The sequence below is a fragment of the Epilithonimonas tenax DSM 16811 genome (genome assembly GCF_000428485.1).
Classification (GTDB): Bacteria; Bacteroidota; Bacteroidia; order Flavobacteriales; family Weeksellaceae; genus Epilithonimonas; species Epilithonimonas tenax.
This window is the reverse complement of sequence record NZ_AUAA01000001.1, coordinates 21560-46326: the sequence shown is the minus strand read 5'-3', so window position 1 is coordinate 46326 and position 24767 is coordinate 21560. Positions and strand designations below refer to the sequence as shown.

Here is a 24767-nt window from a genome sequence, read left to right as displayed (position 1 = left end):
CTGGTCTCAAATATCAGTAGGACAGGAATTCTGTACCAAAAATCAAAGAGACAAACTAAAAATAAATTAAATAAATATGAGCATTTTAACACAAACAAAAGAGTTTTTTCCGGGTATCGAACAGATCAAATTTGAAGGCAAAGAGAGTAGAAATCCTTTGGCATTCAGGTATTATGAAGCAGACAGAATGGTGATGGGGAAACCGATGAAAGAATGGATGCGTTTTGCTATGGCCTGGTGGCACACCCTATGTGCAGACGGCAGTGATCCGTTTGGCGGACCCACGATTCATCATCCTTGGAGTCAGTCCACTGATGCTGTTTCCAGAGCCAAATACAAAATGGATGCAGGCTTTGAATTTATGCAAAAAATGGGATTCGGGTATTACTGCTTTCATGATACGGATCTTGTAGATCCTGCTGATAACTGGAAAGATTATGAAAAAAATCTTCAGGCCGTGGTAGATTACGCAAAAGAAAAACAAACAGAAACAGGCATCAAACTTCTTTGGGGAACAGCCAATGTTTTTACCCACGAGAGATATATGAACGGTGCCTCTACAAATCCAAATTTTGACGTTGTGGCTTGTGCCGGAACTCAGGTCAAGAATGCTATCGATGCAACGATTGCGTTGGGAGGAGAAAATTATGTTTTCTGGGGAGGAAGAGAAGGTTACATGAGCCTTCTAAATACCGATATGAAGCGTGAAAAAGAACATCTTGCCCAGTTCCTGACGATATCTCGCGACTACGCTAGAAGCCAAGGGTTCAAAGGGACTTTCCTGATCGAGCCCAAACCGATGGAACCTACAAAACACCAATATGATTATGACGCAGAAACGGTGATTGGATTTCTGAAAAATTATGGTTTGGATCAAGACTTCAAACTTAATCTGGAGGTGAACCACGCGACGTTGGCAGGTCACACCTTTGAACACGAGCTTCAAGCTGCGGTAGACGCCGGTATGTTGGGAAGCATAGATGCCAACAGAGGAGATTACCAAAACGGATGGGATACAGATCAGTTTCCTGTAGATTATTTAGAATTAGCACAAGCGTGGTTGGTTATTCTTCCAGGTGGTGGCTTGGGATCCGGAGGTGTCAACTTCGATGCGAAGATCCGTAGAAATTCTGTAGATGCAGATGACCTTTTCATCGCACACGTTTCCGGGATGGATGCATTTGCAAAAGGATTATTGGTAGCAGCCGACGTGCTGGAGAATTCTGATTATAACAAACTGAGAACAGAAAGATATTCATCTTTTGACAATGGAAATGGGAAAGCTTTTGAAGAAGGTAAACTTACGTTAGAGGATTTACAAAAGATAGCGCATACAACAGGAGAGCCTCAGCCAAAAAGTGGCAAACAGGAATTATTCGAGGCTCTTGTGAACATGCACATCTAAAAAAACAATAGAGAAGCTGATTTACTTATTTCAATGAGATTGGCTTTTTTATAACACTAACTTTAAAATTAACTAAATTATGAATCTATTTCATTTAAGTAAAACCAACAGAGCAGCACTCTTCTTTGCAATGGCTCTGCTACCTTCTGGGCTGACCTATGGACAGAGTAAAAAAGATACCGCTGCAAAAGAAAAACAGATAGAAGAAGTTGTTGTCATCGGGTACGGAACTCAGAGAAAAGAGTCTGTGACGGGATCAGTAGCTACTGTAAAAGGTGATATACTAAGAGAAGTGCCCACTGGGAACGTTACCCAGGCATTGCAAGGCCGAACGGCTGGTGTAGAGCTGACGCAAACCTCCAGTAAGCCTGGTGCTCCAATGCAGATTAGAATTAGGGGAACGCGATCTCTTTTGGCTACTAATGACCCCTTGATAGTTTTGGATGGTATTCCTTTTATAGGATCAATTGCAGACATCAGTCCAAATGATATCCAAAGTATGGATATCTTAAAAGATGCTTCTGCAACAGCAATCTACGGATCCAGAGGTGCAAATGGCGTCATCATCATTACTACCAAAACAGGAAGGAAAAGACAAAAAGCGATTTTTTCTTACAATACATTTACAGGTCTTACGACTATCTTTTCAAAGTATCCTATGATGGATGCCGCAAAATTTATAAAACTTCGTCAAGATGCGAATCTTTTTCCTCAAAATGGAGTAGACGAATCTAATGATGTGGATATAGATTGGCAAGATTTGCTTTACAGGAAGGGTATAACCACCAATCATGATATAGGAATTTCTGGCGGATCAGAAACAAGTTCTTACAATTTTGGATTGGGGTACAACAAGGAACAAAGTGTACTGCCAGGTCAGGATTTCGAAAGATTTAATCTACGAGGTAGCCTTGATCAGGATCTGGGACCATATTTTAAAGTTGGCATAACAACTAACAATTCATACACAGTTACAAATGGGAGTAATCTGGGGCTCTACACCAGTTTGAGTAATACACCGATTGCCAATCCATACAATGCAGATGGCAGTTTAAAGAAAATTGTCCGGATGTCTGCCGATAATCAGTTTGTGTATACAAAAGATATTATTGATAATTTAGGTGACGCTTGGATTGACAGAGCTATAGGTTTTAGTTCCTACAACAATATATTTGGTGAATTCAAATTCCCTTGGATCGATGGGCTCAAATTTAGAACTAATGTCGGATTGAATATACGGTTCAGAAATACTGGATCTTACACAGGAAAAGGGATTTTCAGTTCAGAAGAAAATAACCCATCTGCCGCATCAATAGGAAATTCTATCACAAGACATTGGGTTAATGAAAATATTTTAACCTATGACAAAACCATTGATGGCAGACATAAGATTAATGTTGTAGCGTTACAGTCTCAGGAACAAAATCAATTCAGTAGTTCATCTATTTCTGCTAGAAATATACCATCAGATGCCTTTCAGTTCTATAACTTGGGACAAGCTCCGCAAGCTGATATTACCATTAATCCAAATAACCAAGGTTATGAAGTGAGAGGATTAAGCTCTTGGATGAGCCGTGTGCAATACGAATTTGATAAAAGATATATGTTTTCTGCCTCTATAAGAGGTGATGGATCATCTGTTTTGGCACCTGGATACAAATGGTTTATATACAATGCTGTCTCAGGAGGATGGAATATGGGGAATGAAAAATGGCTGGAAGATTCCAAATATATCAGCCAAATGAAGCTCCGTGTAGGTTATGGTCAAACGGCCAATCAAGCAGTTAATCCCTATTCTACATTAGGAGAATTAAGCACATATCCTTATAATTTTGGAACTCAGAATACGACAGGATATTATGTCAATAAACTGCCAAATCCTACATTAGGATGGGAAAATTCAGAAACCTTTAATTATGGTTTAGACTTTGGCTTGTTCGATAACAGACTTTCTGGTACAGTAGAATATTATGTGACAAAAACAAAGGATCTTTTATTAGATGTTGATTTGCAACCCACAAGTGGCGTAGGTAGCTTTACAGGAAATGTTGGAAGTACAGAGAATAAAGGTTTTGAAATTTCACTAAATGGATTGATTTTTAATAATCCACAAGGATTTACTTGGGAATTAAGTGCCAATTTGTACACAAACAAAAACAAAATCACTTCGCTGGCATCCGGTCAACAAGATAACAAATCCTTAATGCTATTTGTTGGACATTCAATTAATTCAATTTATGACTATCAAAATATTGGGCTATGGCAACAAGGAGATCCTTACCTGAGCACTTTGGAACCAGGAGGAAATGTAGGAATGATCAAAGTGCTTTATACAGGAGGTTATAACGCTGATGGAACGCCAATACGTGCCATAAATCCTGACGACAGACAGATTCTGAATGCAGATCCTGACTTTCAAGGTGGTTTTACCAGCAGAATGGGTTACAAAAATTTTGATCTTACAGTGGTGGGAGCATTTAAAAGTGGAGGTATACTGATCAGTACATTATACGGAAACAACGGCTACCTCAACATGTTGAGCGGCAGAAGAAACAACGTAGATGTTGATTATTGGACTCCTGAAAATACAGATGTAAGATATCCAAAGCCAGGAGGTGTTCAGGAAAGTAATAATCCGAAATATGGTACTACACTTTCTTATTTTGATGCATCATATCTGAAAATTAGAACCATTACTCTGGGCTATAATTTTAATCAAAATATTTTTCAAAAAGCAGGCATCAGTAAATTAAGATTATATGCATCAGTAACAAATCCTTTTGTTTTGTTCTCCCCGTATCACAAAGAATCAGGTTTAGATCCTGAGCCGAACTCTTATGGTAATGAAAATCAAGCTGTGACTTCCTTTCCAAATCGTTTCCTCGTTGTTGGAACGAACTCACCTGCCGTTACAAATTATATGCTTGGACTAAATGTAACTTTCTAAAAAAAAATAATATGAAAAATTTTAACATAACTAAAGTACTAAAGATTGCAGCAGTTGCGGTATTATTGACGGGCTGTACTAATGATCTTTTGGAAGAAAATCCGCGTAAAAACTTTACGCCAGATTTTTTTGAGACCAAAGATGGGGTTTTAGGTGGTGTCACCTCTATGTATGCCCACTTGAGATACATGTACGGTAATGGATATTTTCTAAATGCTTTTGAAACAGGTACAGATGAGTACACGTATGGTCACGGGGCAGATGGGAATTTTAAAAGCCTGGATATGACCAATGCAGGTTCGCTTAACTCCTCTACCAGCCGGTCAGATATTTTATGGAATACAGTCTTTAGTAATATCAACACAGCCAGCGGTATCATTGAGAAAGGTTCTGCTGTCGGGGTTGAGAACCGTATTATCGCAGAAGCAAGATTTTTTAGAGCATTTGATTATTTCCTTCTAACGCAGACCTTTGGTGGTGTTCCTTTAGACTTAGGTTCTGGAGTTTTGAAATTTAACACCAGCACCAGTAGAATGTCTGTTAGAAACACGGTTCCAGAAGTCTACAGTACTGCCATTATACCTGATTTGCAACAAGCAATAGCAGATCTTCCTGTGACACCAAGAGTTGTGGGTGGTGTTACCAAAACTGTCGCCAGACTTTACTTAGCAAAAGCTTATTTGACCTATGCGTGGTGGCTGCAGAATCCTAATAATATCCCAACCTATCCAGCATCTCAGAGAGTAGATCCCTTAGGAAAAAGTGCTCAATGGTATTTTCAAGAAGCGTATAATATTGCTTTGGAGGGCATTAATAGTGCAGGAAGCAGCTATCAGTTACAAACTACTTTCTACGATGTCAATGTTGGCTCTAATGATAGAAATAAAGAAATGTTGCTGTTTGCAGATCATACAGAGAATAGCGAATTTTACGACGGATCTAGCGCTTCTTACAATTCAGGAAGTGCGCCAGGTAACTTTGCATCTTGGATGATGACTTGGGATTACACCTTTCTTCAGAGCGCACAAAATCCTCAGTGGTCAGGAACATTCATCAGATCAGTACAAAGAGAAGCCGCACAGGCTTATGGACGTCCTTGGAAATGTATGGCTCCGCCAATCGAAGTGATTAAAAATACATTTTCAGATAAAGTTAATGATTCAAGATATGATGGTACTTTTGTAACAACTTTTCGGGCAAATTGGCAAAAAGCTCCTTTGAATTATACGACGCTTTATGGAGCAAACGGTTTGCCTGTAACTCCTGGAAGTGCAATTCTTACATTTTTAAATGATGATCCTTCAACCAACATAGATTATTCAAACGCTGTTTATAAGAGCAATGTGGGTGCCGGAGTGCTTCCAAGTAGAGCAGATTTTGTAATTGCTCCTAGTGGAATCAGCAGGTATGCATATCCTAATTTATGGAAAATAGGCTATTACAGATCTAGCTACACCGGCCTGGGGCAGCCCAATGGAGGTAGTCCAAGACCATTTCCAGTCGCGAAATTTTCAGAGTTTTATCTAGTTGCGGCAGAAGCTGCAGTGAAAGGCGCATCTGGTTCAATGACTGCAAGAGACTTAGTGAATGTGCTAAGAGCGCGTGCCGGAAAATGGAGATTTGACAACAATGGAAATGTGCCCAAAGTGCAGGATAACGCTGCTGCGATGATAGCTGCGACGCCTTCGAACATAACAATAGAATATATCTTGGCTGAGAGATCGAGAGAGTTTTTTGGTGAAGGCTACAGATGGTTCGATCTTGTAAGAACCCAGAAATGGTCACAGCTGTCACAAACATATAGTATTGGCGGAACAGCAGTGGGTGATCATACACCAGTGACTTATACAAGAAGTATCCAGCCATTCCATTACTTGAGACCAATTCCACAAATTCAGTTGGATAGAATGGATATGTCGGCGGCAGAAAAGGCTGCTTACCAAAACCCTGGTTACAATTAATCATTTTTAAGTTCATATCAATCAAAAACAAAGTAGGTGTCAATTTTACGCCTGCTTTGTTTTAATGAAAAAAAATAGACAGTTTATGGAAAAAACATGGCGGTGGTTCGGGAAGAAGGATAAAATCAAATTAAATATGCTCCGCCAAATTGGAGTAGAGGGCATCGTTTCAGCACTGCACGATATTCCCAATGGAGAAGTCTGGTCGTTGCAAGATATTAATGATTATAAAAAGGATATAGAAAGTTTCGGACTTCGATGGTCTGTCGTGGAGAGTCTTGCCGTGAGCGAGTCTATCAAATACGGAGGTGAGGACAGAGATCAATTAATAGAAAATTATATCAAAAGTCTGGAAAATCTGGGAAAAGCGGGCGTAACAACGGTTTGTTACAACTTTATGCCGGTTCTGGATTGGGCTCGTACAGATTTGTTTCATCAATGGGAAGATGGTTCGTCATCACTCTATTTTGATAAAGCCAAATTTGCTTATTTTGAAATTCATATTCTGCAAAGAAGAGGTGCAGAAAACGATTATAATACAGACATTCTTCAAAAAGTAGAAGAACTCAAAAATACTTTGACAGAAGAGGATAACAATGATCTGATAGATTCTGTCATTGTAAAAACACAAGGGTTTGTGAACGGAAACATCAAGGAAGGAGACGAAAATCCCGTTCAGCTATTCAAAAATTTACTGGCATTATACGACGGAATTGATAAAAACCAGCTCCGTCAGAATATGAAATATTTCCTCGAAAAAATAATGCCGGTCTGCGAAAAATGGAACATCCAGATGTGTGTGCATCCAGATGATCCACCATTTTCATTATTGGGTTTACCAAGAATTGTGACCAACGAGGCGGATATCGACTGGATCCTGAATGAAGTGGACAATCCACACAACGGACTCACATTCTGTGCAGGATCATTAAGTGCTAATCTGCAAAATGACGTTCCCAAGCTGGCTCAGAAATTTGCGCACCGAACCAAATTTGTTCATTTAAGAAGCACCAACGTTTTCGAAAATGGAGATTTCATAGAAGCGCATCATTTAGGTGGAAGAGGGAAACTGATTGACGTGATCCGCGTATTCGAAAAAGAAAATCCGGATTTACCAATGCGTATCGACCACGGGAGATTATTAACAGACGATATTGATAAAGGCTACAATCCTGGCTATTCGTTCCTTGGAAGGATGCTGGCTTTAGGACAAATCGAAGGTGTAATGGCAGCCGTCAATTCTGAGCAAAAATAAAACAGAACCCCAATGGGTTTCAATATGATCATTAATCAACTATCAATCATCATTTTTATATGACAATGAACGACATATTCTGCATCAAAGATAAAGTAGCCGTCATTACAGGAGCTTCAGGCGTATTGGGCGGCAGTCTGGCGAAAAGTTTTATTGAAGCCGGAGCCAAAGTTGTTGCTCTTGGCAGAAATCAGGAGACTCTGGATTCTCGTGTAAAAGAACTGGCAGATTTAGGTGGCGATGCATTTGCGGTAGAAGCCAATGTAATGAATATCGAAAGTCTTGAAGCTGCTTCAAAAAAAGTCCTAGAAAAATACGGTAAAATCGATATGCTGCTGAACATCGCTGGAGGCAATATTCCTGCCGCAACACTCTCTCCCGACCAGTCTTTTTTCGATATGAACATGGACGGATGGGATGAGGTTACCCATCTCAACATCAACGGAACCGTTTACCCAAGCTATGTTTTCGGAAAACTAATGGCAGAGCAGGGAAATGGAAGTATTGTGAATATCTCATCTATGGCAGCCTATTCTGCAATCACAAGAGTTGCTGGTTATTCCGCAGCAAAAGCGGCGATTACCAATTTTACACAATGGCTGGCTTCGGATGTAGCATTGAAATTTGGCGACAAAATCCGTGTCAATGCCATTGCTCCGGGATTTTTCATCGGCGACCAGAACCGGGCAATTTTATTGAATCCCGATGGTTCTTTAACCGACCGAAGCAAAAAAGTGATTGCCAAAACCCCAATGGGACGTTTCGGAAACGCAGAGGAACTCAACGGCGCTGTCCAGTTTCTTTGTTCAGATGCCGCAAGTTTTATAACGGGTGCCTTATTGCCTATTGATGGTGGTTTCAGTGCATTCAGCGGTGTTTAAGATTAATATTATTTTCTTCATATGGTTGCAAGGCCTTAATGACTTCTCACTCAGTTAAGGTCTTGTTTTTAAAGATTTTTAATAAAAATCAAATCAATTTTAAATTTAAAAATGAATCATTCTATCAGCAATAAAGAAGTTTTCGGAGAATCATTTTTGCTGGAATCGGCAAAGGCAGAACAGCTCTTTTTCAACTATGCGAAAGAAATGCCGATTATTGATTACCACAATCATCTGGAACCGGACGTGATTGCAAATAATCAGAATTTCCATTCTCCGACAGCAATTTGGCTGGATGGTGACCATTACAAATGGAGAGCGATGAGGAATTTCGGGATTGATGAGCAATTCATTTCCGGCAAAGCTTCAGACTTTGAAAAGTTCAAAAAATGGGCAGAAGTGGTTCCTTTTACGCTTCGTAATCCCTTATTTCACTGGACACATCTGGAACTCAAAAATCCTTTCGGGATCAAAGAATATCTGTCGCCGAAAAATGCAGATTCGGTCTATCAAAAAATGAATGAAAGCCTTCAGGCACAAGAATTTTTACCACAATCCATCATTCAGAATTTCAAAGTAGAAGCCTTGTGCACCACAGATGACCCTGCAGATGATTTGAGTTATCATAAAGCTTTAAAGAACAGTGGCTTTAATACAAAAGTTTTACCGGCTTTCCGCCCGGATTCTTACATCAATATCACCAATCCCGAACAATATTTGTCAGGCATTAAAAAGCTTGAAAATGTTAATGGTATTTCAATTCAGTCAATTTCAGATTTGTTGAATGCGCTTCAATCCAGAATCAATGATTTCGCAGAAGTTGGAGCTAAAGTCGCCGATCACGGCTTCGAGTATTTTCCCGATACCACAAAATGGAACATAGAATTAGAAAACGAATTTTCCGAATTTTTGAAAGGCAATATTCCGACATTCTCCAATCCGGAAGCGTTGTGTGGTTATCTGTTGAAAGAGCTTTGCAAAATGTACGCTGAAAAACGTTGGGTGCAACAATTTCACGTGGGAGCAACCCGAAATAATAATTCTGAAATGCTCAGAAAAATTGGAATGAATGCGGGTTACGATGCCATCAGCGAACAATATTTTGCCCAAAGATTGAGCGTTCTTCTGGATGACCTGAATTCTGCTGGACAACTCACCAAAACCATTATTTATAATCTTAATCCCACTTTCAATGAGGTTTTAGCAACACTTGCAGGCAATTTCAATGAAGGCGGAATGAAGTCTAAAGTACAGTTTGGTGCGGCGTGGTGGTTTCTCGACCAATTAGACGGAATGAAAAAACAGATGAACACACTTTCCAACATTGGTCTCATCAGCACTTTCGTCGGGATGCTGACAGATTCCCGAAGTCTGCTGTCTTTCTCAAGACACGATTATTTCAGAAGGCTTTTGTGCAATATGTTCGGCAACGAGATGGAAAGGGGATTGCTTCCCAATGATGAAGAGTGGATAGGCAAAATCATTCAGGACATCTGTTATCACAACACGAAAAATTATTTTGAAATTTAATACAATGCAAGATTCATTTTCCAATAAAATATTATGTTTCGGGGAATTGCTTTTGCATTTTGCTCCAGATTCCGATGGAAACTGGCTCAATGAGCAGTCTATGAAAATTTTCATTGGTGGTGCAGAATACAACGTGGCTTCTGCGCTTGCACAATGGAAAAACCCAGTAAAACTTCTCACAGCTTTACCCGAAAATTTTATCGGAAATCAATTGGAATCTCAATTAAAAAATAAAGAAATCGAAATCCTTGCGGAGAAAAATAACGGGAGAATCGGAACTTTTTATCTTTCTTCGGACGGTGATATGCAGAATGCATCAGTGGTTTATGACCGTTTTCCGTCGGTTTTCACAGAATCGGATTTTAGTACTTTTAGCTTTGATGAAATATTTTCAGAAGTAAAATGGCTTCACATCAGCACGATTACGCCTGCGTTAAGTGAAAATGCGTATCAGAAATGTTTGGATTTAATGAAAGAAGCAGCCTGCAGAAACATCACGGTTTCCCTCGATTTGAATTACCGTTCCGCCCTTTGGCATGGCAGAAATCCGTCGGATAGAATTAAAAATCTGATGCCTTTTGTGAATGTTCTGATGGGAAATATCTGGTCAATCCAACAGTTTTTGGACATTCCGATAGACTATGAATTGAATGGGAATTTTGATGATAAAAACCTATTAAAGCAAGCGAAAAAATCAGCATTGGAAATTCAGAAGCAATTTCCGAAGGTAGGATTGGTTGCCAATACATTCCGGTTTACTAGCGGTGAAGAAGTCAATTATTTTGCGACTTTGTTTGCTGAGGATGAGCTGTTGGTTTCAGAGAAATATCATTCACACAAAATTGAGGAAAGAGTAGGAAGTGGCGATTCTTTTATGGCCGCATTGATTCACGGAGCTTTAAAATCAAATCCGGCTCAGCAAATTTTAGAAGATGCTACAAAAGTCGCTTTCAGAAAATTGTTTGTAAAAGGTGATACGATCAATGACAGTATTAATATCGAAAAATTATGAATGTAATATTACAAAAAATAAAAGACCAGAAAATCATTCCGTTGTTCTTCAACGAGTCATTTGAAGTTTCAGAGAATACCGTAAAAGCCTTGTACGAAGGAGGAATCCGTGTGATAGAATACACGAATCGTGGCATTCGGGCATTGGAGAATTTCATTAAACTAAAAGAAATTGCTGCAACCAAATTTCCCGGACTTTTATTAGGAATCGGAACCGTGAAAAATATTAAAGAAATGGATGATTATGCCAATGCCAACGCAGATTTTATCATTACACCGGTAATCAATGACGAACTTATTAAACACGCTGTTGCGAAAAATATCAGTTTGATCCCGGGTTGTTTTACACCTTCTGATGTCAATTTGGCTTACCAAAACGGACTTCGCTTGGTAAAAATTTTCCCGGCAGATGCTTCGGGTAGAAATTATATCAAATCCATACAACCCGTTTTTCCGGGAATGCAATTTATGCCAACCGGCGGAGTTGCTGCTGATTTTGATGACATTACAGAATGGCTCAAAGGCGGCGCAATGGCAGTCGGATTGGGAAGCTCGCTCATCAAAACAGATTTTACGACAGAACAGCTGACTGAGAAAGTTCAGAATTTATTAAAACAACTTAATCAAAACTAAATGCAGTCACCTAGAAATCATAATATAAGATGGTTTATGCTGTCTTTGGTCTTTCTCGCTACGACGATCAATTATCTTGACCGTCAGGTCATGGGTTTACTGAAACCTGTTCTCGAAAAAGAGTTCAGCTGGGACGAAAAAGATTACAGCTACATCGTAATGGCATTTACCACCACTTACGCCATCGGCTATCTTGCGATGGGAAGATTTATTGATAGGGTAGGAACCAAAATCGGTTACGCTGTTTCCTTAATTGTCTGGAGTCTGGCTTCCATAGGACACGGTTTTGTAAAGAGTACCGTTGGATTTTTGATTGCAAGAAGTACACTCGGAATCAGTGAAGCAGGAAATTTTCCGGCAGCGATAAAATCAGTTGCAGAATGGTTTCCTAAAAAAGAAAGAGCCCTGGCAACCGGTATTTTCAATTCAGGAGCCACAGTCGGAGCTATTTTGGCACCGCTTCTCGTTCCGATTATTTTAGCGCATTACGGCTGGAGAGAAACTTTTGTTTGGATTGGAGCGCTCGGTTTATTATGGATAGTCCTTTGGTGGAGATTTTATTCAATTCCGGAAAAAACAAAACAACTGAGCCAGGAAGAATTAGCATACATCAAAAGTGATCAGGACGGAAAAACGGAGGAACAATCCAAAGTGCCGTTGTCAGAAATATTAAAATACAAAGTCACCTGGTCTTTTGCTATCGGAAAGATTCTGACCGACCCGATTTGGTATTTCTTTATGTTTTGGTTGCCGGCTTACTTTTCAGATGTTTTTAGAATGGATATGACAAAACCTTCCATTCCGTTGATTATCATTTATAGTGGAACCACAATTGGAAGTATTGGCGGTGGTTATCTTTCCTCATTTTTAATTAAAAAAGGCTGGGCAATTGGAAGAGCAAGAAGTGTAACAATGCTTTTGTTTGCTTTGATGGTTGTTCCAGTAATGTTCTCAAAATATGTAGACAATATGTGGCTCATTACCATTATCATTGCTTTCGCGACCGCAGCGCACCAAGGTTGGGGCGCAAACTTGATGACGACTGTCGGAGATCAATTGCCCAACAATTATGTAAGTTCGGTTATTGGATTCGGCGGGATGCTCGGTTCGGCAGCAGGAATTATTTTTCCGCTTTTCATCGGTATTGTCTTAGATAACTTCAAGAAAGCAGGTAACATCAACGGTGGATACAATATTATATTTTTCATTGCTGGCGTATCTTACGTTGCGGCTTGGGGGATTATTTGGTTCATTAACAAGAAAAAAACTGAGATCATCATCAAATAACAATCACATCAAAAGAAAAAATATGCAACAGAACATAATGAATAGGTCATTTTTTAGGCATAAAACCAATGTATTTGCAGCGGCGACTTTGCTTTCCGTGAGCAGCATTTCCGGACAGACATTTTCGGACTTTTCCTATCGCGGGAATGATAAAATCTACACAAACAATCCACTGAAAGAGAACGAATTTTATTCACCAATTCTTCAGGGATGCTATCCGGATCCAAGTATTACCAGAAAAGGAGATGATTATTACTTGGTCAATTCTTCATTTTCAATGTTTCCGGGCGTTCCTATTTTCACTTCAAAAGATTTGGTGAACTGGAAGCAAATTGGTCACGTTCTGGACAGACCTTCTCAGCTTAAAGTAGAACAATCAGGTGTTTCGGCAGGAATCTATGCGCCCGATATCAAATATAATAAGTACAACGATACATTTTATATGATTACCACGCAGATTGCTGCTGGAGTAGGAAATATGGTCGTGAAAACCAAAGACCCTGCAAAAGCTTGGAGCGAAGTTCAAAAACTGAATTTTGACGGCATCGATCCTTCCATTTTCTTTGATGATGATGGTAAAGCCTATATCGTTCACAATGATGCGCCACCAAAAGGAACTGAGCAGTACAATGGTCATCGCGTGATCAAAATGTGGGATTATGATTTGGCTAAAGATCAGGTTGTGGCTGGTTCAGATAAAATTATTGTGAATGGAGGCGTTGATCTTTCTCAAAAACCAATTTGGATAGAAGGTCCGCATTTGTACAAAAAGAACGGGAAATATTTTCTGATGTGTGCAGAAGGCGGCACTGGTGGCAATCATAGCGAAGTTGTGTTTATGTCAGATTCGCCGAAAGGTCCCTTCATTCCTGCAAAAAACAATCCTATTTTAACGCAGAGATATTTCCCGAAAGACAGAAAAGACAAAGTAGATTGGGCAGGTCACGCTGATTTGGTGGAAACTCCTGATGGAAAATATTTTGGTGTATTTTTGGCCATACGTCCCAACGAAAAAGGACGCGTCAATCACGGAAGAGAAACTTTTATTCTTCCCGTTGACTGGAGCGGAACGTATCCTGTGTTTGAAAACGGTTTGGTGCCGATGAAACCCAAATTAAAATTACCGGAAGGCGTAAAGAACCATTCTGGACAAAACGGATTTTTCCCGAACGGAAACTTCGCGTACAACGATAAACTGAGTGATAAAACCCTTGATTACAGATGGATTGCAATGCGTGGACCGCGTGAAAGCTTTATTACAACCGCTAAAAATGGCGTAAAAGTAAATCCTTTTGAAACCAATATCAAAGCGTTGGCTCCGGTTTCGGCATTATTTCACCGGTTGCAGCACGAAGATTTTGAAACCTCCGTAACGCTTGATTTTAAACCAAAATCTGAAAAGGAACTGGCTGGAATTACTTGTTATCAAAGCGAAACATTCAACTATGTTTTTGGAATTACGAAAAAAAACAAAGACTTCTACATCGTTTTGGAAAGAACAGAAAAAGGCGAGTCCAAACTAATTGCCAGCGAAAAAATTTATCTTTCAAAACCCATTAAATTGCAGGTGGTTGGTGAAAAAGATGACCTTAATTTCAATTACTCTCTGGATGGCAAAACCTTCAAAAACCTTGGCGGTGCGGTGTCCGGGGATATTCTTTCTACCGATGTTGCAGGTGGATTCACAGGAAGTTTGATGGGTTTGTACAGCACATTGTCCAACGATATTAAACCTAATAATTAAAGGGTTTTTGACCTCTATTATTGCCTACGCTCTGGTCAGAACCTGGGTTTTTGAAAATTTACAATCTTTTTAAATCGATGCAGTTCTGGCTCATAGTATCCGTGATCATGGATCCAGCCCAATTTAAACGCTTATTAGCAAAACACCATTCATATGAAAATTAATAAAATATTTCCCATTTTTTCTTTAGTAGTCTCATCTCTTTTGGTGGCGCAGAAATCAATGCCTCACCTGGAAACGAAGGGAACTGCTGTCCAATTAATTGTTGATAACAAACCATTTCTTGTTTTAGGAGGAGAATTGGGTAATTCATCTGCGTCATCTGCTGCGGACATAGAGACTTATTTTCCTAAACTTGAAAAGATGAAACTGAATACGGTTTTAGTTCCTGTTTCCTGGGATTTGATAGAACCAAAGCAAGGCGAATTCGACTTTAAAACAATTGATAAAGCTATCGACCAAGCTCGAAAAAATCATTTGAAAATAGTGCTTTTATGGTTCGGTGCCTGGAAAAATTCTATGAGTTGTTATGCGCCTTTATGGTTTAAAAAAGATGATAAAAAATATCCGAGAGCATATACAAAGGCTGGAAAACCTCAGGAGATTGCAAGTGCTTTTTCAGAAGATGTCTTTAATGCAGATCATAACGTCTACACACAATTATTAAAACATATTGCTGCAGTGGATCAATCCGAAAACACCGTTATTATGATCCAAATTGAGAACGAAATAGGAATGTTGGAAAATGCAAGAGACTATTCTAAAGCTGCCAATTCTTCATTTAATTCGAAAGTACCGGAATCGCTGATGAAATATCTAATTAAAAATAAAAAGAGCCTTCACCCTTCGCTTGTAGAAAAATGGGGCAAAGAAGGTTTTAAAACAACAGGTAACTGGAAAGAAATCTTTGGAGATGATATCTTTACAGAAGAATATTTTACAGCTTATCATTATGGTTTATATGTGGAAAAATTAGCCAAAACCTCGCGTTCCATCTATAATGTGCCTCTCTTTGTTAATGCGGCAATGAACAGTAGAAGCCGCCTGCCGGGTCAATACCCATCAGGTGGGCCTTTGGCGCATCTAATTGATTTGTGGCACGCCGCTGCTCCAAGTATTGATCTTCTAGCGCCCGATTTGTATGACGGTGATTATGCTAATTGGGTAGCAAAATATAGGCTGCACAACAATCCTTTATTCGTTCCAGAAGTTAAGATGACCATCAACAATGGTGTACAAGCATTTTATTCTTTTGGTGAACACGATGCCATTGGCTACAGCCCTTTTTCAATAGAAAATAATTCTGATGCAGGCAGCGAAAGATTGGCAAGCGCCTATTCTAAACTGAAACAGCTAACTCCTATTCTTACAAAATATCAGGGTGAGGGCTTTTCAAAAGGACTTCTATTTGATCAGAAAAATACCGAAAGAATATTAAAATTTGATGACCTGCAAATTACGGCAAGACATTATTATACACTACCCTGGGATCCTAAGGCAAAAGATGGCAGCATTTGGCCAGAAGGTGGCGGGCTAATACTCAGATTGGCAAAAGATGAATATCTCATAGCCGGTAGTGGAGTTGTAATTGAATTTGAGAAAGAGCTAGAAAAAAAACAAATTGTTGCTAAGAATTTGGGTGAAGATGGTTTTGTTGCACAAGGCGGTGCAGATCAGAAACAAAATGCTTGGTATGGTGGGAAAAGAGCAGGAATCGGAACTGTGGATGAGATTAGCATTAATGATGATGGAAGTTTTACATTTATAAGAAGGTTGAATGGAGATCAGACGCACCAAGGAAGACACGTTCGGATAGGTGTAGAAGAATTTCAGATTTTGCACGTGAAACTGTATGAGTATCAATAGGATTTGATGATTCAAAAAACCAAATAAACATGGTGGATTTTCAGAATCTATAACATTTTCAATCATAAAAAATAAAGATTATGAGTAGATTACCAATGCTACTTCTTGTCATATTACTGTTTGCTACTAGTTTTACTGTAAAGGCAACCGAACCATTTATCACCACAGAGAAGACCACTGATGCTATTCTACTGAAAGACAGATCCGTGAAGGTTTCTTTATTGGCAAACAATCATATTGATGCAGGAATTCTGAGAGCTGTCAAAAACCTGCAATCCGATTTCCGGAAAGTGACAGGCGAGCAACCCAACATTCTGAATCATCCTTCGGGAACGAATTCTCCTTTAATCATCATCGGAACGGTAGGGACAAAGTCTGTCATTGATGATTTAATCAAACAAAAAAAGATCGATGAAAAATCTTTAACCGGAAAACGTGAAAAATACATCATCCAAAACGTTAGCAATCCGTTTCCCGGCGTTTCGGAAGCGATTGTGATTGCGGGAAGCGACAAACGGGGAACAATTTACGGAATTTATGAAGTTTCTCAGCAGATTGGTGTTTCGCCATGGTATTTTTGGGCAGATGTTCCGGTTGCAACCAAAGAAAATCTATATTTCAAAAAAGGAATTTTTACCGACGGTGAACCGGCTGTAGAATACCGCGGGATTTTCCTGAATGATGAAGAACCGTCGCTCGGCGGTTGGGCAAGAGCAACTTTCGGCGGTGTCAATTCTCAATTTTACGAAAAGGTTTTTGAACTGTTGCTTCGCTCTAAAGCCAATTATCTATGGCCTGCAATGTGGGGAAAAGCCTTCTATGACGATGATGTTATGAGCGGACCTTTGGCCAACGAAATGGGTATCATAATGGGAACTTCTCACCACGAACCAATGGCTCTGGCTCAAACAGATTGGCACCGATACATCAAAAAAAACAATTTGCCGAACGTTTGGGACTATTCAAAAAATGCTAAAGTGTTGCAGGATTTCTGGAAAACTGGAATCGTACGAAGCAAAAACTGGGAAAAACTCGTTACTATGGGAATGCGTGGTGATGGCGACCAAGCAATGGGAGAGGGAACCAATATTTCTTTATTGGAGAATATCGTCAAAGACCAGCGGAAAATATTAGCGGAAGTGACTGGAAAAAAAGCCGATAAAACACCACAGGTCTGGGCATTGTACAAAGAAGTGCAGGATTATTATGACGAAGGAATGCGCGTTCCGGATGACGTGATTCTGCTGTTTTGTGATGATAACTGGGGCAACGTCCGTAAACTTCCGGATCCTACAAAGCCTTTACACAAAGGCGGTTACGGAATGTATTATCATTTCGATTATGTGGGCGGACCGAGAAATTCAAAATGGATCAATATCAGTCCGATACAACGCGTTTGGGAACAGATGAATCTTTCCTATGAACACGGTGTGGATAAAGTGTGGGTGGTGAATGTTGGCGATTTGAAACCAATGGAATTTCCAATCAGTTTTTTCCTGGAAATGGCTTGGAATCCGAAACAGTTTAACTCTAAAAATCTTCTGGAATATACCGAGAAATGGTCTGCTCAGCAGTTTGGTCAAAAACATTCTAAGGAAATTGCAAGAATGATTAACCTTTATGCCAAATACAACCGCAGAGTTACACCGGAAACGCTTGACAGCAAAACATTCAGTCTGGAAAAGTACAATGAATTTGAAACCGTTTTGAATGATTACCGAGCATTGACAGTAGATGCGTTACGTTTGAAAGACCAGATTCCCGCAGAGTGTCAGGATGCTTATTACCAACTGGTTCTTTACCCGATTGATGCCTGCAGCAATTTGTACGAAATGTATTACGCCGTTGCTAAAAACAAGGAATTGGCTGCTAAAAATGATATCAAAGCCAACTTTTATGCAGATAGAGTGAAAGAAAGTTTTGAAAGAAATGCGTATCTTGATGACCAATACAACCACGAGATTGCTGCCGGAAAATGGATACATATGATGGATCAGATGAAGATAGGATACAAAGCCTGGTTCGATGGAAAAGAAAACATAATGCCTGAAGTCACTTACCTTTCTGAAACCAATATGCCGAAGGAAAAAGTATTTCAAGAGAAAGACGGTTATGTTTCTATCGAAGCAGAAAATTTTGCAAGAATGAATAGTTCTGACCGGATTCATTGGGAAGTCATTCCTGATTTCGGGAAAACAAAATCTGGTATTACGACTTTTCCACAAAATGTTTATCCTAAAGCTGATGAAAAGATCTATTTGGAATACGATATTAATTTCGAATCCAAAGGTGAGTTTGAAGTTCAGTTGCTTTTAGCTCCAACCCTTAATTTCAATTACAACAAAGGATTGCGTTATGAGGTTTCTTTCGATAGCGGACCTCCGCAAATCGTTAATTTCAATGGGCATTACAAAGGTGAATTGGGAAAATGGCAGTCGGAACACATCATTAGATCCATTACAAAACATCAGATTTCGCAACCGGGAAAACACACGCTTCGCTTCAGAGTATTGGAGCCGGGAGTTGTATTGGAAAAAATATTGATTGATACGGGCGGACTTGAACCAAGTTATTTGGGAGCGCCTGAAAGTAATTTTTCAGTAAAGTAAAAAGCTTCCTAGTTCAAATATCATAAGGAGATAGACCCTTTCAGATTTTCAAATACTGAAAGGGTTTTTTATTGGTCTATCAGTTTTAGACAAATATCATTCGCCTTTTATCGAAAGAAAACAATGGGCTTGTAATGGTTTTCTGTCAGCAAAAAAAACAGCGTTGGCAAGGAAAAATAAGCGACGGTAGAATTTGCCTTGTAAAGGGCCAATTTTGGAGATTCTAATGGGCTTTTTATGACATTTATAACGCCAAAATCAGCAGTCAAACATTTGTTTTTTTGTTATTATCATTTTTTTTTAACTTAATTCTTAAGAAGCTTATCATCATATCAATAACTTATGAAATACAGTCGGAAATCTTGTCTTGTTCAAAATTTCCTTCAAAGACTACGTTCCTTATTACGTAATCATTAACTGAATGATAACATAATCATATATTACCACTTTAAATGATTGCGTATTTTAAATAAAAACAACTGTATTATTATCGATATTTCAAATAAATAGATTTTTTTGGTTATTATTTGTTATATTAGTGGTGTATAATGATAAAATTAATATAAATGCGATGAGGCTTATTAACTAATTGTAGTCAGTTTTTAACAACTGCTAAAATCTGCTAAAAAAGTATAAGGCAGATGCTAAGTTTGATTCTGTAAACGTCATTCAAAAAATTTCACATCAGTCGGACAGGTGCTTTACAACAGAGCGTCAGGTAAAAAAATGTGTTTTTTTTTAAAAGATGAAGAGACAGAAAAATCTTTGAAATTCAAAAAAAAATATTGGAAACAAAACTTGACGTTATGAAAAAAACGATCCTAAAATTAATCGACAGAATTGCTCTTATTGCAATTGCTCTCCTGGCCTTTCAGATCAGTGCGCAAACGCCAAAAGTCCGTATAGACAATACCAGGCCAAGACAAAAAATCACTGGTTTCGGAGGTTTTGTATGCAGTCCTCAGTTTGCCTATGATCATATGACTCCTTCCGAAATAGATAAAATGTGGGGTACAAACAGCGAGGCAGGATACAATATGATGCGACTCTATATTCCCACAACCCGGGCAAACTGGAGTGCAGTATTAGCCACTGCGCAAAAAGCAAAATCTTTGGGACTTATTATTTTTGCCAGCCCATGGTCTCCACCTGCCGAGTGGAAGACCAACAGTAACGAGGCCGGAACTTATAACGGCGTTGAAGGGTTTTTAAAAGAAGAAAATTATGCAGATTTTGCCAGTTATCTTAATGACTTTGTAGTCTATCTTAGAAATAATGGTGTAGAACTGTATGCTATATCACTTCAGAACGAACCGGATTATGTCGTAAGTTATGCGGGCTGTACCTACACACCGGCGCAGATCACCAATTTTTTAAAAAATTATTCAGATGTTATATCCTGTAGAATTATTGCGCCAGAAACGGTAGGGATGTCCAATAATTATGCTAGTGCTCTCCTCGCGACCGATGTATTACCGAAATTTGAAATCTATGCAGGGCATCAATATGGCGGAATAGGATCTGCATACAAAGGTTTTCTGACTGCTAATAAAGAAATCTGGATGACAGAGTTTCTGCTCAACTGGAACGCAAATGGTGGAACAAGAAATTTCTCTTGGAGTACAGATGCATTTGACTTTGCAAAAAGTGTCAATGATGTTCTGGTAGGTGGAGGAAATGCCTGGATCCATTACGCCACGAAAAGATATTACGGTATGATGGGAGATGGCCAGTTTGGAACCGTTGCAGGTGAGATCACCAAAAGAGGTTATATACTTTCGCACTTTGCAAAATATACCACAGGTTCCAAAAGACTGGATGCCATATGGAGCGATCAGGGTTCTATGCAAGGATCGGCTTATATCAATGAAACAGCTGATAAAGTGACATTGATGGTTTTCAATTCCTCAGCTAGCACCTATTCACTTAAAGTAGATTTACCTTTTTATGCAACATCGGCTCAGAAGATTCTGACCAATGAAACAACGAATATGGTGTCATCAAACCTGAGTTTTACAGAGACCTTCCGTCCTACCATTCAGGTGAATCCTTCCAGCGTTATCACCTTTGTTTTCAATAAGAGTAATGTGAGACAAGTATCCAGTATGACCGGTCAAGATCTTAATTATAATAAAATCGAGACTCAGACAGTTACCAATTCCGCATTTGGAACAACTTACCAGTTGAGTGGCAAAACGGCTACCTTGTACAACTCTACGCCATTAATTAGTTCCAACACAACTGATGCCAGCGGATATGTCAGCTTAGATGATCGTTATAACAAATTGGTTTTCCACGTGAATAGCTATACCACCAGTAACCTTGCAACTTCCTCTAATACAACATTATATTACGTAGATAATGCTGGAGTTGTGAAGTCGTACAACTACGGAACGGTAAACCTGCCATCATCTGGATCTGCTAATTTTGACTTGGTTTTTGATATTTCCAGAGCTGTGCTTACGACTGGTTGTAAAGGAATTATTGGACTTAGAAATGGGAACTTCAGTTCAATCCTGACCTTTAATTTTGGAGATGTTTATTTCAGTATTGCAAATGAGAAAGCAATGAGATTTGCCGGCGTTTACTCCGACGGAGACAGCAATCTGATGGATGTTTATGAAAACAGTTATTACACATCATTGGATTTTACCAACGTAACAAATATCAACACCTCCGCAAATTGGAAAAGCAAAATGACAAATACCAACAGCCTTTTCTATGTCAGCAATGGGTCTGGTTTCCGTACCAATACCAAAGCAGCAAGTTCAAATGTTGTTTCAGGAAATACCTGCGCTTCATTGGAATTGTCAGATCAGGGAGGGGATTTTAATGCGCCGATTAATTTCACGGCAACCACTGCTTCGTACACCAAGACCATTAATGGATATGCCGTTATCGTTATTCCGTTTGAGGCTACTGTTCCAAATGGCGTACAGGCTTACCATATGATGATTTCGTCAGCTAAAGTTGTATGCACAGCTGTTCAAAATGGGAAAATCCCAGCAAATACCCCTGTATTGATTACAGGAAATGGAACTTTTACTTTCACAGGCTCAGGAGCAGTTTCTACACCAAAGGCGCTTGTTTATAATCAACTCAATGCAGGTTACAGTACGGTAAAAGTTTATTCTGGAGGCTATGTTTTGAAAACAGTCAACGGGACCACGGGATTCTACAAAATTACTTCTGGAAACGAAAGTGTCTCTTCTTTCAGTGCTTATGTTTCTGAAGAAAATGCCTATTCATCGTCAATGCTGCCATTAGAATTTGGAACTCTTGCTGCGGGAGATGCTTTTAATTCCAAATTTCAGATCTATCCCAATCCCGCTAAAAATGAGGTTTTTATAGATTGGAAATCGGCTGATGCAGTCTATTCTGTCTTGGATACAAAAGGTAGCATGATCTACTACAAAGGCAGACTTGGCAATGGTAAAAACAAAATTGATGTTTCTAAACTTCCTTCTGGACTGTATTTTATAGAGATTTCAGGATCAGGAAAAACAATCAAAAACAAATTGATCAAGCAATAATATCAGTTATATTTTTTCAAATTATTTTTTTAAAAAAGGTCATCGGGTGATTCTGATGGCCTTTTATTTTGAGGAATACAAATAAGTGTGATTTTTAAAACATAAAACCTCCTGAAGAGAATTCTGTGATTAAAAAAGGGAAATTTTCTGTTCAAATCGCACCCAACTCTTTTGTGGTTTTAAAGATAAAATAAGTGAAAAGCACCATTAATAATAGAAAAAACAATATTAAGTGTAATATTTACATTTATTAAAAATAAAAATTTATATTTGTTTTAATCTCCCAACTGGAGAAGTGTAAACATTTTATTAAAATTTAATTCAGCGCAACAATGAAGAAATACGTTATCGGATTAGATTATGGAACAGATTCCGTACGTGCAGTACTGATTGATACAGAAAACGGCGCCGAACTCGCAACAGCCGTAAGCTATTACCAAAGATGGAAAGAAGGAAAATTCTGTCAGCCGGAACTCAATCAATTTCGTCAGCATCCACTAGACCATATCGAAGGCTTGGAAAAAACCATTTCCGATGTGGTAAAAGAAAGTGGAGTAGCTCCTGAAAGTATGGTCAGCATTTGCATTGATACCACAGGTTCATCACCGCTTCCGGTAAATAAAGATGGAATTGCATTGGCTTTAACGCCTGGTTTCGAACATAATCCTAATGCAATGATGGTATTGTGGAAAGACCATACGTCCATTGATGAAGCGGAAGAAATCAACCATTTAGCGAGAAACTGGGTGGGCGAAGATTATACGAAATTTGAAGGTGGAATCTATTCTTCCGAATGGTTTTGGGCAAAAATCCTTCACATCAACCGAGAAGACGAGAAGGTGAAAAATGCCACGTACAGTTGGATGGAGCATTGCGATTATATCACATTTCTGCTTTCCGACCATCAGGATTTGGCAAGCTTCAAAAGAAGCCGTTGTGCAGCGGGTCACAAAGCGATGTGGCACGAGTCGTGGGACGGACTTCCATCTAAGGATTTCCTCGGTCAGTTAGATCCGTCTTTAGCAGAACTTCGAGACAGATTGTACGATAAAACCTACACTTCCGATGAGGTTGCAGGAAATTTAAACGAAGAATGGGCAGCAAAATTGGGTTTAACTACCAATACAGTGATTGCCGTAGGAACTTTCGACGCCCATTCCGGAGCAGTTGGTGCAAAAGTGGAAGAACATACACTGATCCGAATTATGGGCACTTCCACCTGCGATATTATGGTGGCGCCCAACCAAATGATCGGAGACAAAACGGTGAAAGGAATCTGCGGACAAGTTGATGGTTCAGTCATTCCTGGATTGATTGGTCTGGAAGCGGGTCAGTCTGCGTTTGGAGATTTGTTGGCTTGGTACAAAGATATTCTGATGTGGCCAACGCACAATATTCTGATCAATTCTAAGGTCATTGATGACCATCAAAAACAACAATTAAAAGAAGAAATAGAACACAATCTCATACGAAATCTGACTTTGGAAGCCGAAAAAATTCCACTTTCCGAAGCTGTTCCCATTGCCTTAGACTGGATTAACGGACGTAGAACACCCGATGCCAATCAGGAACTGAAAGCCGCTATCAGCAACCTTTCGTTAGGTACAAAAGCACCACATATTTTCAAAGCATTGGTGAATGCCATTTGTTTCGGTTCCAAAAAAATCGTCGACCGCTTTGAAGATGAAGGCGTGAAAATCGAAAAAGTCATCGGAATTGGCGGTGTTGCCAGAAAATCGCCGTTCATTATGCAGACCTTGGCAAACGTCCTCAATATGCCGATTATCGTCGCAGCGTCTGATCAAGCTCCGGCTTTGGGCGCCGCAATTTATGCAGCCGTTGCAGCAGGGATTTACCCAAATGTGCAGGTAGCGAGTCAGAAAATGGGTTCGGATTTCGAAGCCGAATATTTCCCGCAGGCAGAACATGTAGAAAAATATGCAGAATTAATGAATCAATATCAGATTCTTGCCGACTTTGCAGAAAACAATATCAAATCAAAAAAGAAGTTGAAAGTTGACATTTTATAGTTGATAGAAATTTTAACCAGGATTTGATAGCTCCGTAGGATCGCACTGTTAATAGCCAAATATAATCCATACACA

General features: G+C 39.2%; 14 protein-coding genes. All 14 read left to right on the top strand.

The window, feature by feature from the left end:
* Positions 1-76 precede the first annotated feature (76 nt).
* The 14 genes from xylA to F564_RS0100100 all read left to right on the top strand — a co-directional run bounded on the left by xylA (position 77) and on the right by F564_RS0100100 (position 24692).
* A complete protein-coding gene (xylA, locus tag F564_RS0100170) occupies positions 77-1405 on the top strand; it encodes a xylose isomerase (protein ID WP_028120803.1) in 1329 nt (442 codons plus the stop codon).
* Between the two features lie 79 nt (positions 1406-1484).
* Positions 1485-4352, top strand: a complete 2868-nt coding sequence (locus tag F564_RS0100165) for a SusC/RagA family TonB-linked outer membrane protein (protein ID WP_028120802.1) — start codon at positions 1485-1487, stop codon at positions 4350-4352.
* Between the two features lie 11 nt (positions 4353-4363).
* Positions 4364-6313, top strand: coding sequence for a RagB/SusD family nutrient uptake outer membrane protein (locus F564_RS0100160; RefSeq protein WP_028120801.1), 1950 nt, complete (start codon positions 4364-4366; stop codon positions 6311-6313).
* 85 nt (positions 6314-6398) lie between these two features.
* Complete coding sequence (gene uxuA, locus F564_RS0100155) at positions 6399-7568, top strand: mannonate dehydratase (protein WP_028120800.1); 1170 nt, start codon at positions 6399-6401, stop codon at positions 7566-7568.
* Positions 7569-7633: 65 nt separating this feature from the next.
* Positions 7634-8449: an SDR family oxidoreductase gene (locus F564_RS0100150; protein WP_028120799.1), complete on the top strand. Its 816-nt coding sequence runs from the start codon at positions 7634-7636 to the stop codon at positions 8447-8449.
* 111 nt (positions 8450-8560) lie between these two features.
* On the top strand, positions 8561-9979 hold the full coding sequence (gene uxaC / locus F564_RS0100145) for a glucuronate isomerase (protein WP_051259502.1): 1419 nt from the start codon (positions 8561-8563) through the stop codon (positions 9977-9979).
* A gap of 4 nt (positions 9980-9983) precedes the next feature.
* The gene (locus F564_RS0100140) at positions 9984-10991 is read left to right on the top strand and encodes a PfkB family carbohydrate kinase (protein WP_028120797.1); all 1008 of its coding nucleotides are present in this window, start codon (positions 9984-9986) and stop codon (positions 10989-10991) included.
* Positions 10988-11623: a bifunctional 4-hydroxy-2-oxoglutarate aldolase/2-dehydro-3-deoxy-phosphogluconate aldolase gene (locus F564_RS0100135; protein ID WP_028120796.1), complete on the top strand. Its 636-nt coding sequence runs from the start codon at positions 10988-10990 to the stop codon at positions 11621-11623. Before F564_RS0100140 ends, F564_RS0100135 begins: the two co-directional genes overlap by 4 nt.
* Positions 11624-12910 (top strand): MFS transporter, encoded by a 1287-nt coding sequence (locus tag F564_RS0100130; protein WP_028120795.1) that lies wholly within the window; start codon positions 11624-11626, stop codon positions 12908-12910.
* A gap of 22 nt (positions 12911-12932) precedes the next feature.
* Positions 12933-14654, top strand: coding sequence for a glycoside hydrolase family 43 protein (locus tag F564_RS18455; protein ID WP_034980371.1), 1722 nt, complete (start codon positions 12933-12935; stop codon positions 14652-14654).
* Positions 14655-14807: 153 nt separating this feature from the next.
* The gene (locus F564_RS0100120) at positions 14808-16520 is read left to right on the top strand and encodes a GH35 family beta-galactosidase (protein WP_028120794.1); all 1713 of its coding nucleotides are present in this window, start codon (positions 14808-14810) and stop codon (positions 16518-16520) included.
* Between the two features lie 80 nt (positions 16521-16600).
* On the top strand, positions 16601-19129 hold the full coding sequence (locus F564_RS0100115) for a glycosyl hydrolase 115 family protein (protein ID WP_028120793.1): 2529 nt from the start codon (positions 16601-16603) through the stop codon (positions 19127-19129).
* 806 nt (positions 19130-19935) lie between these two features.
* Positions 19936-22662: a T9SS type A sorting domain-containing protein gene (locus F564_RS0100105; protein ID WP_154656766.1), complete on the top strand. Its 2727-nt coding sequence runs from the start codon at positions 19936-19938 to the stop codon at positions 22660-22662.
* A 332-nt stretch (positions 22663-22994) separates the two neighbouring features.
* The gene (locus F564_RS0100100) at positions 22995-24692 is read left to right on the top strand and encodes a ribulokinase (protein ID WP_028120791.1); all 1698 of its coding nucleotides are present in this window, start codon (positions 22995-22997) and stop codon (positions 24690-24692) included.
* Positions 24693-24767 lie beyond the last annotated feature (75 nt).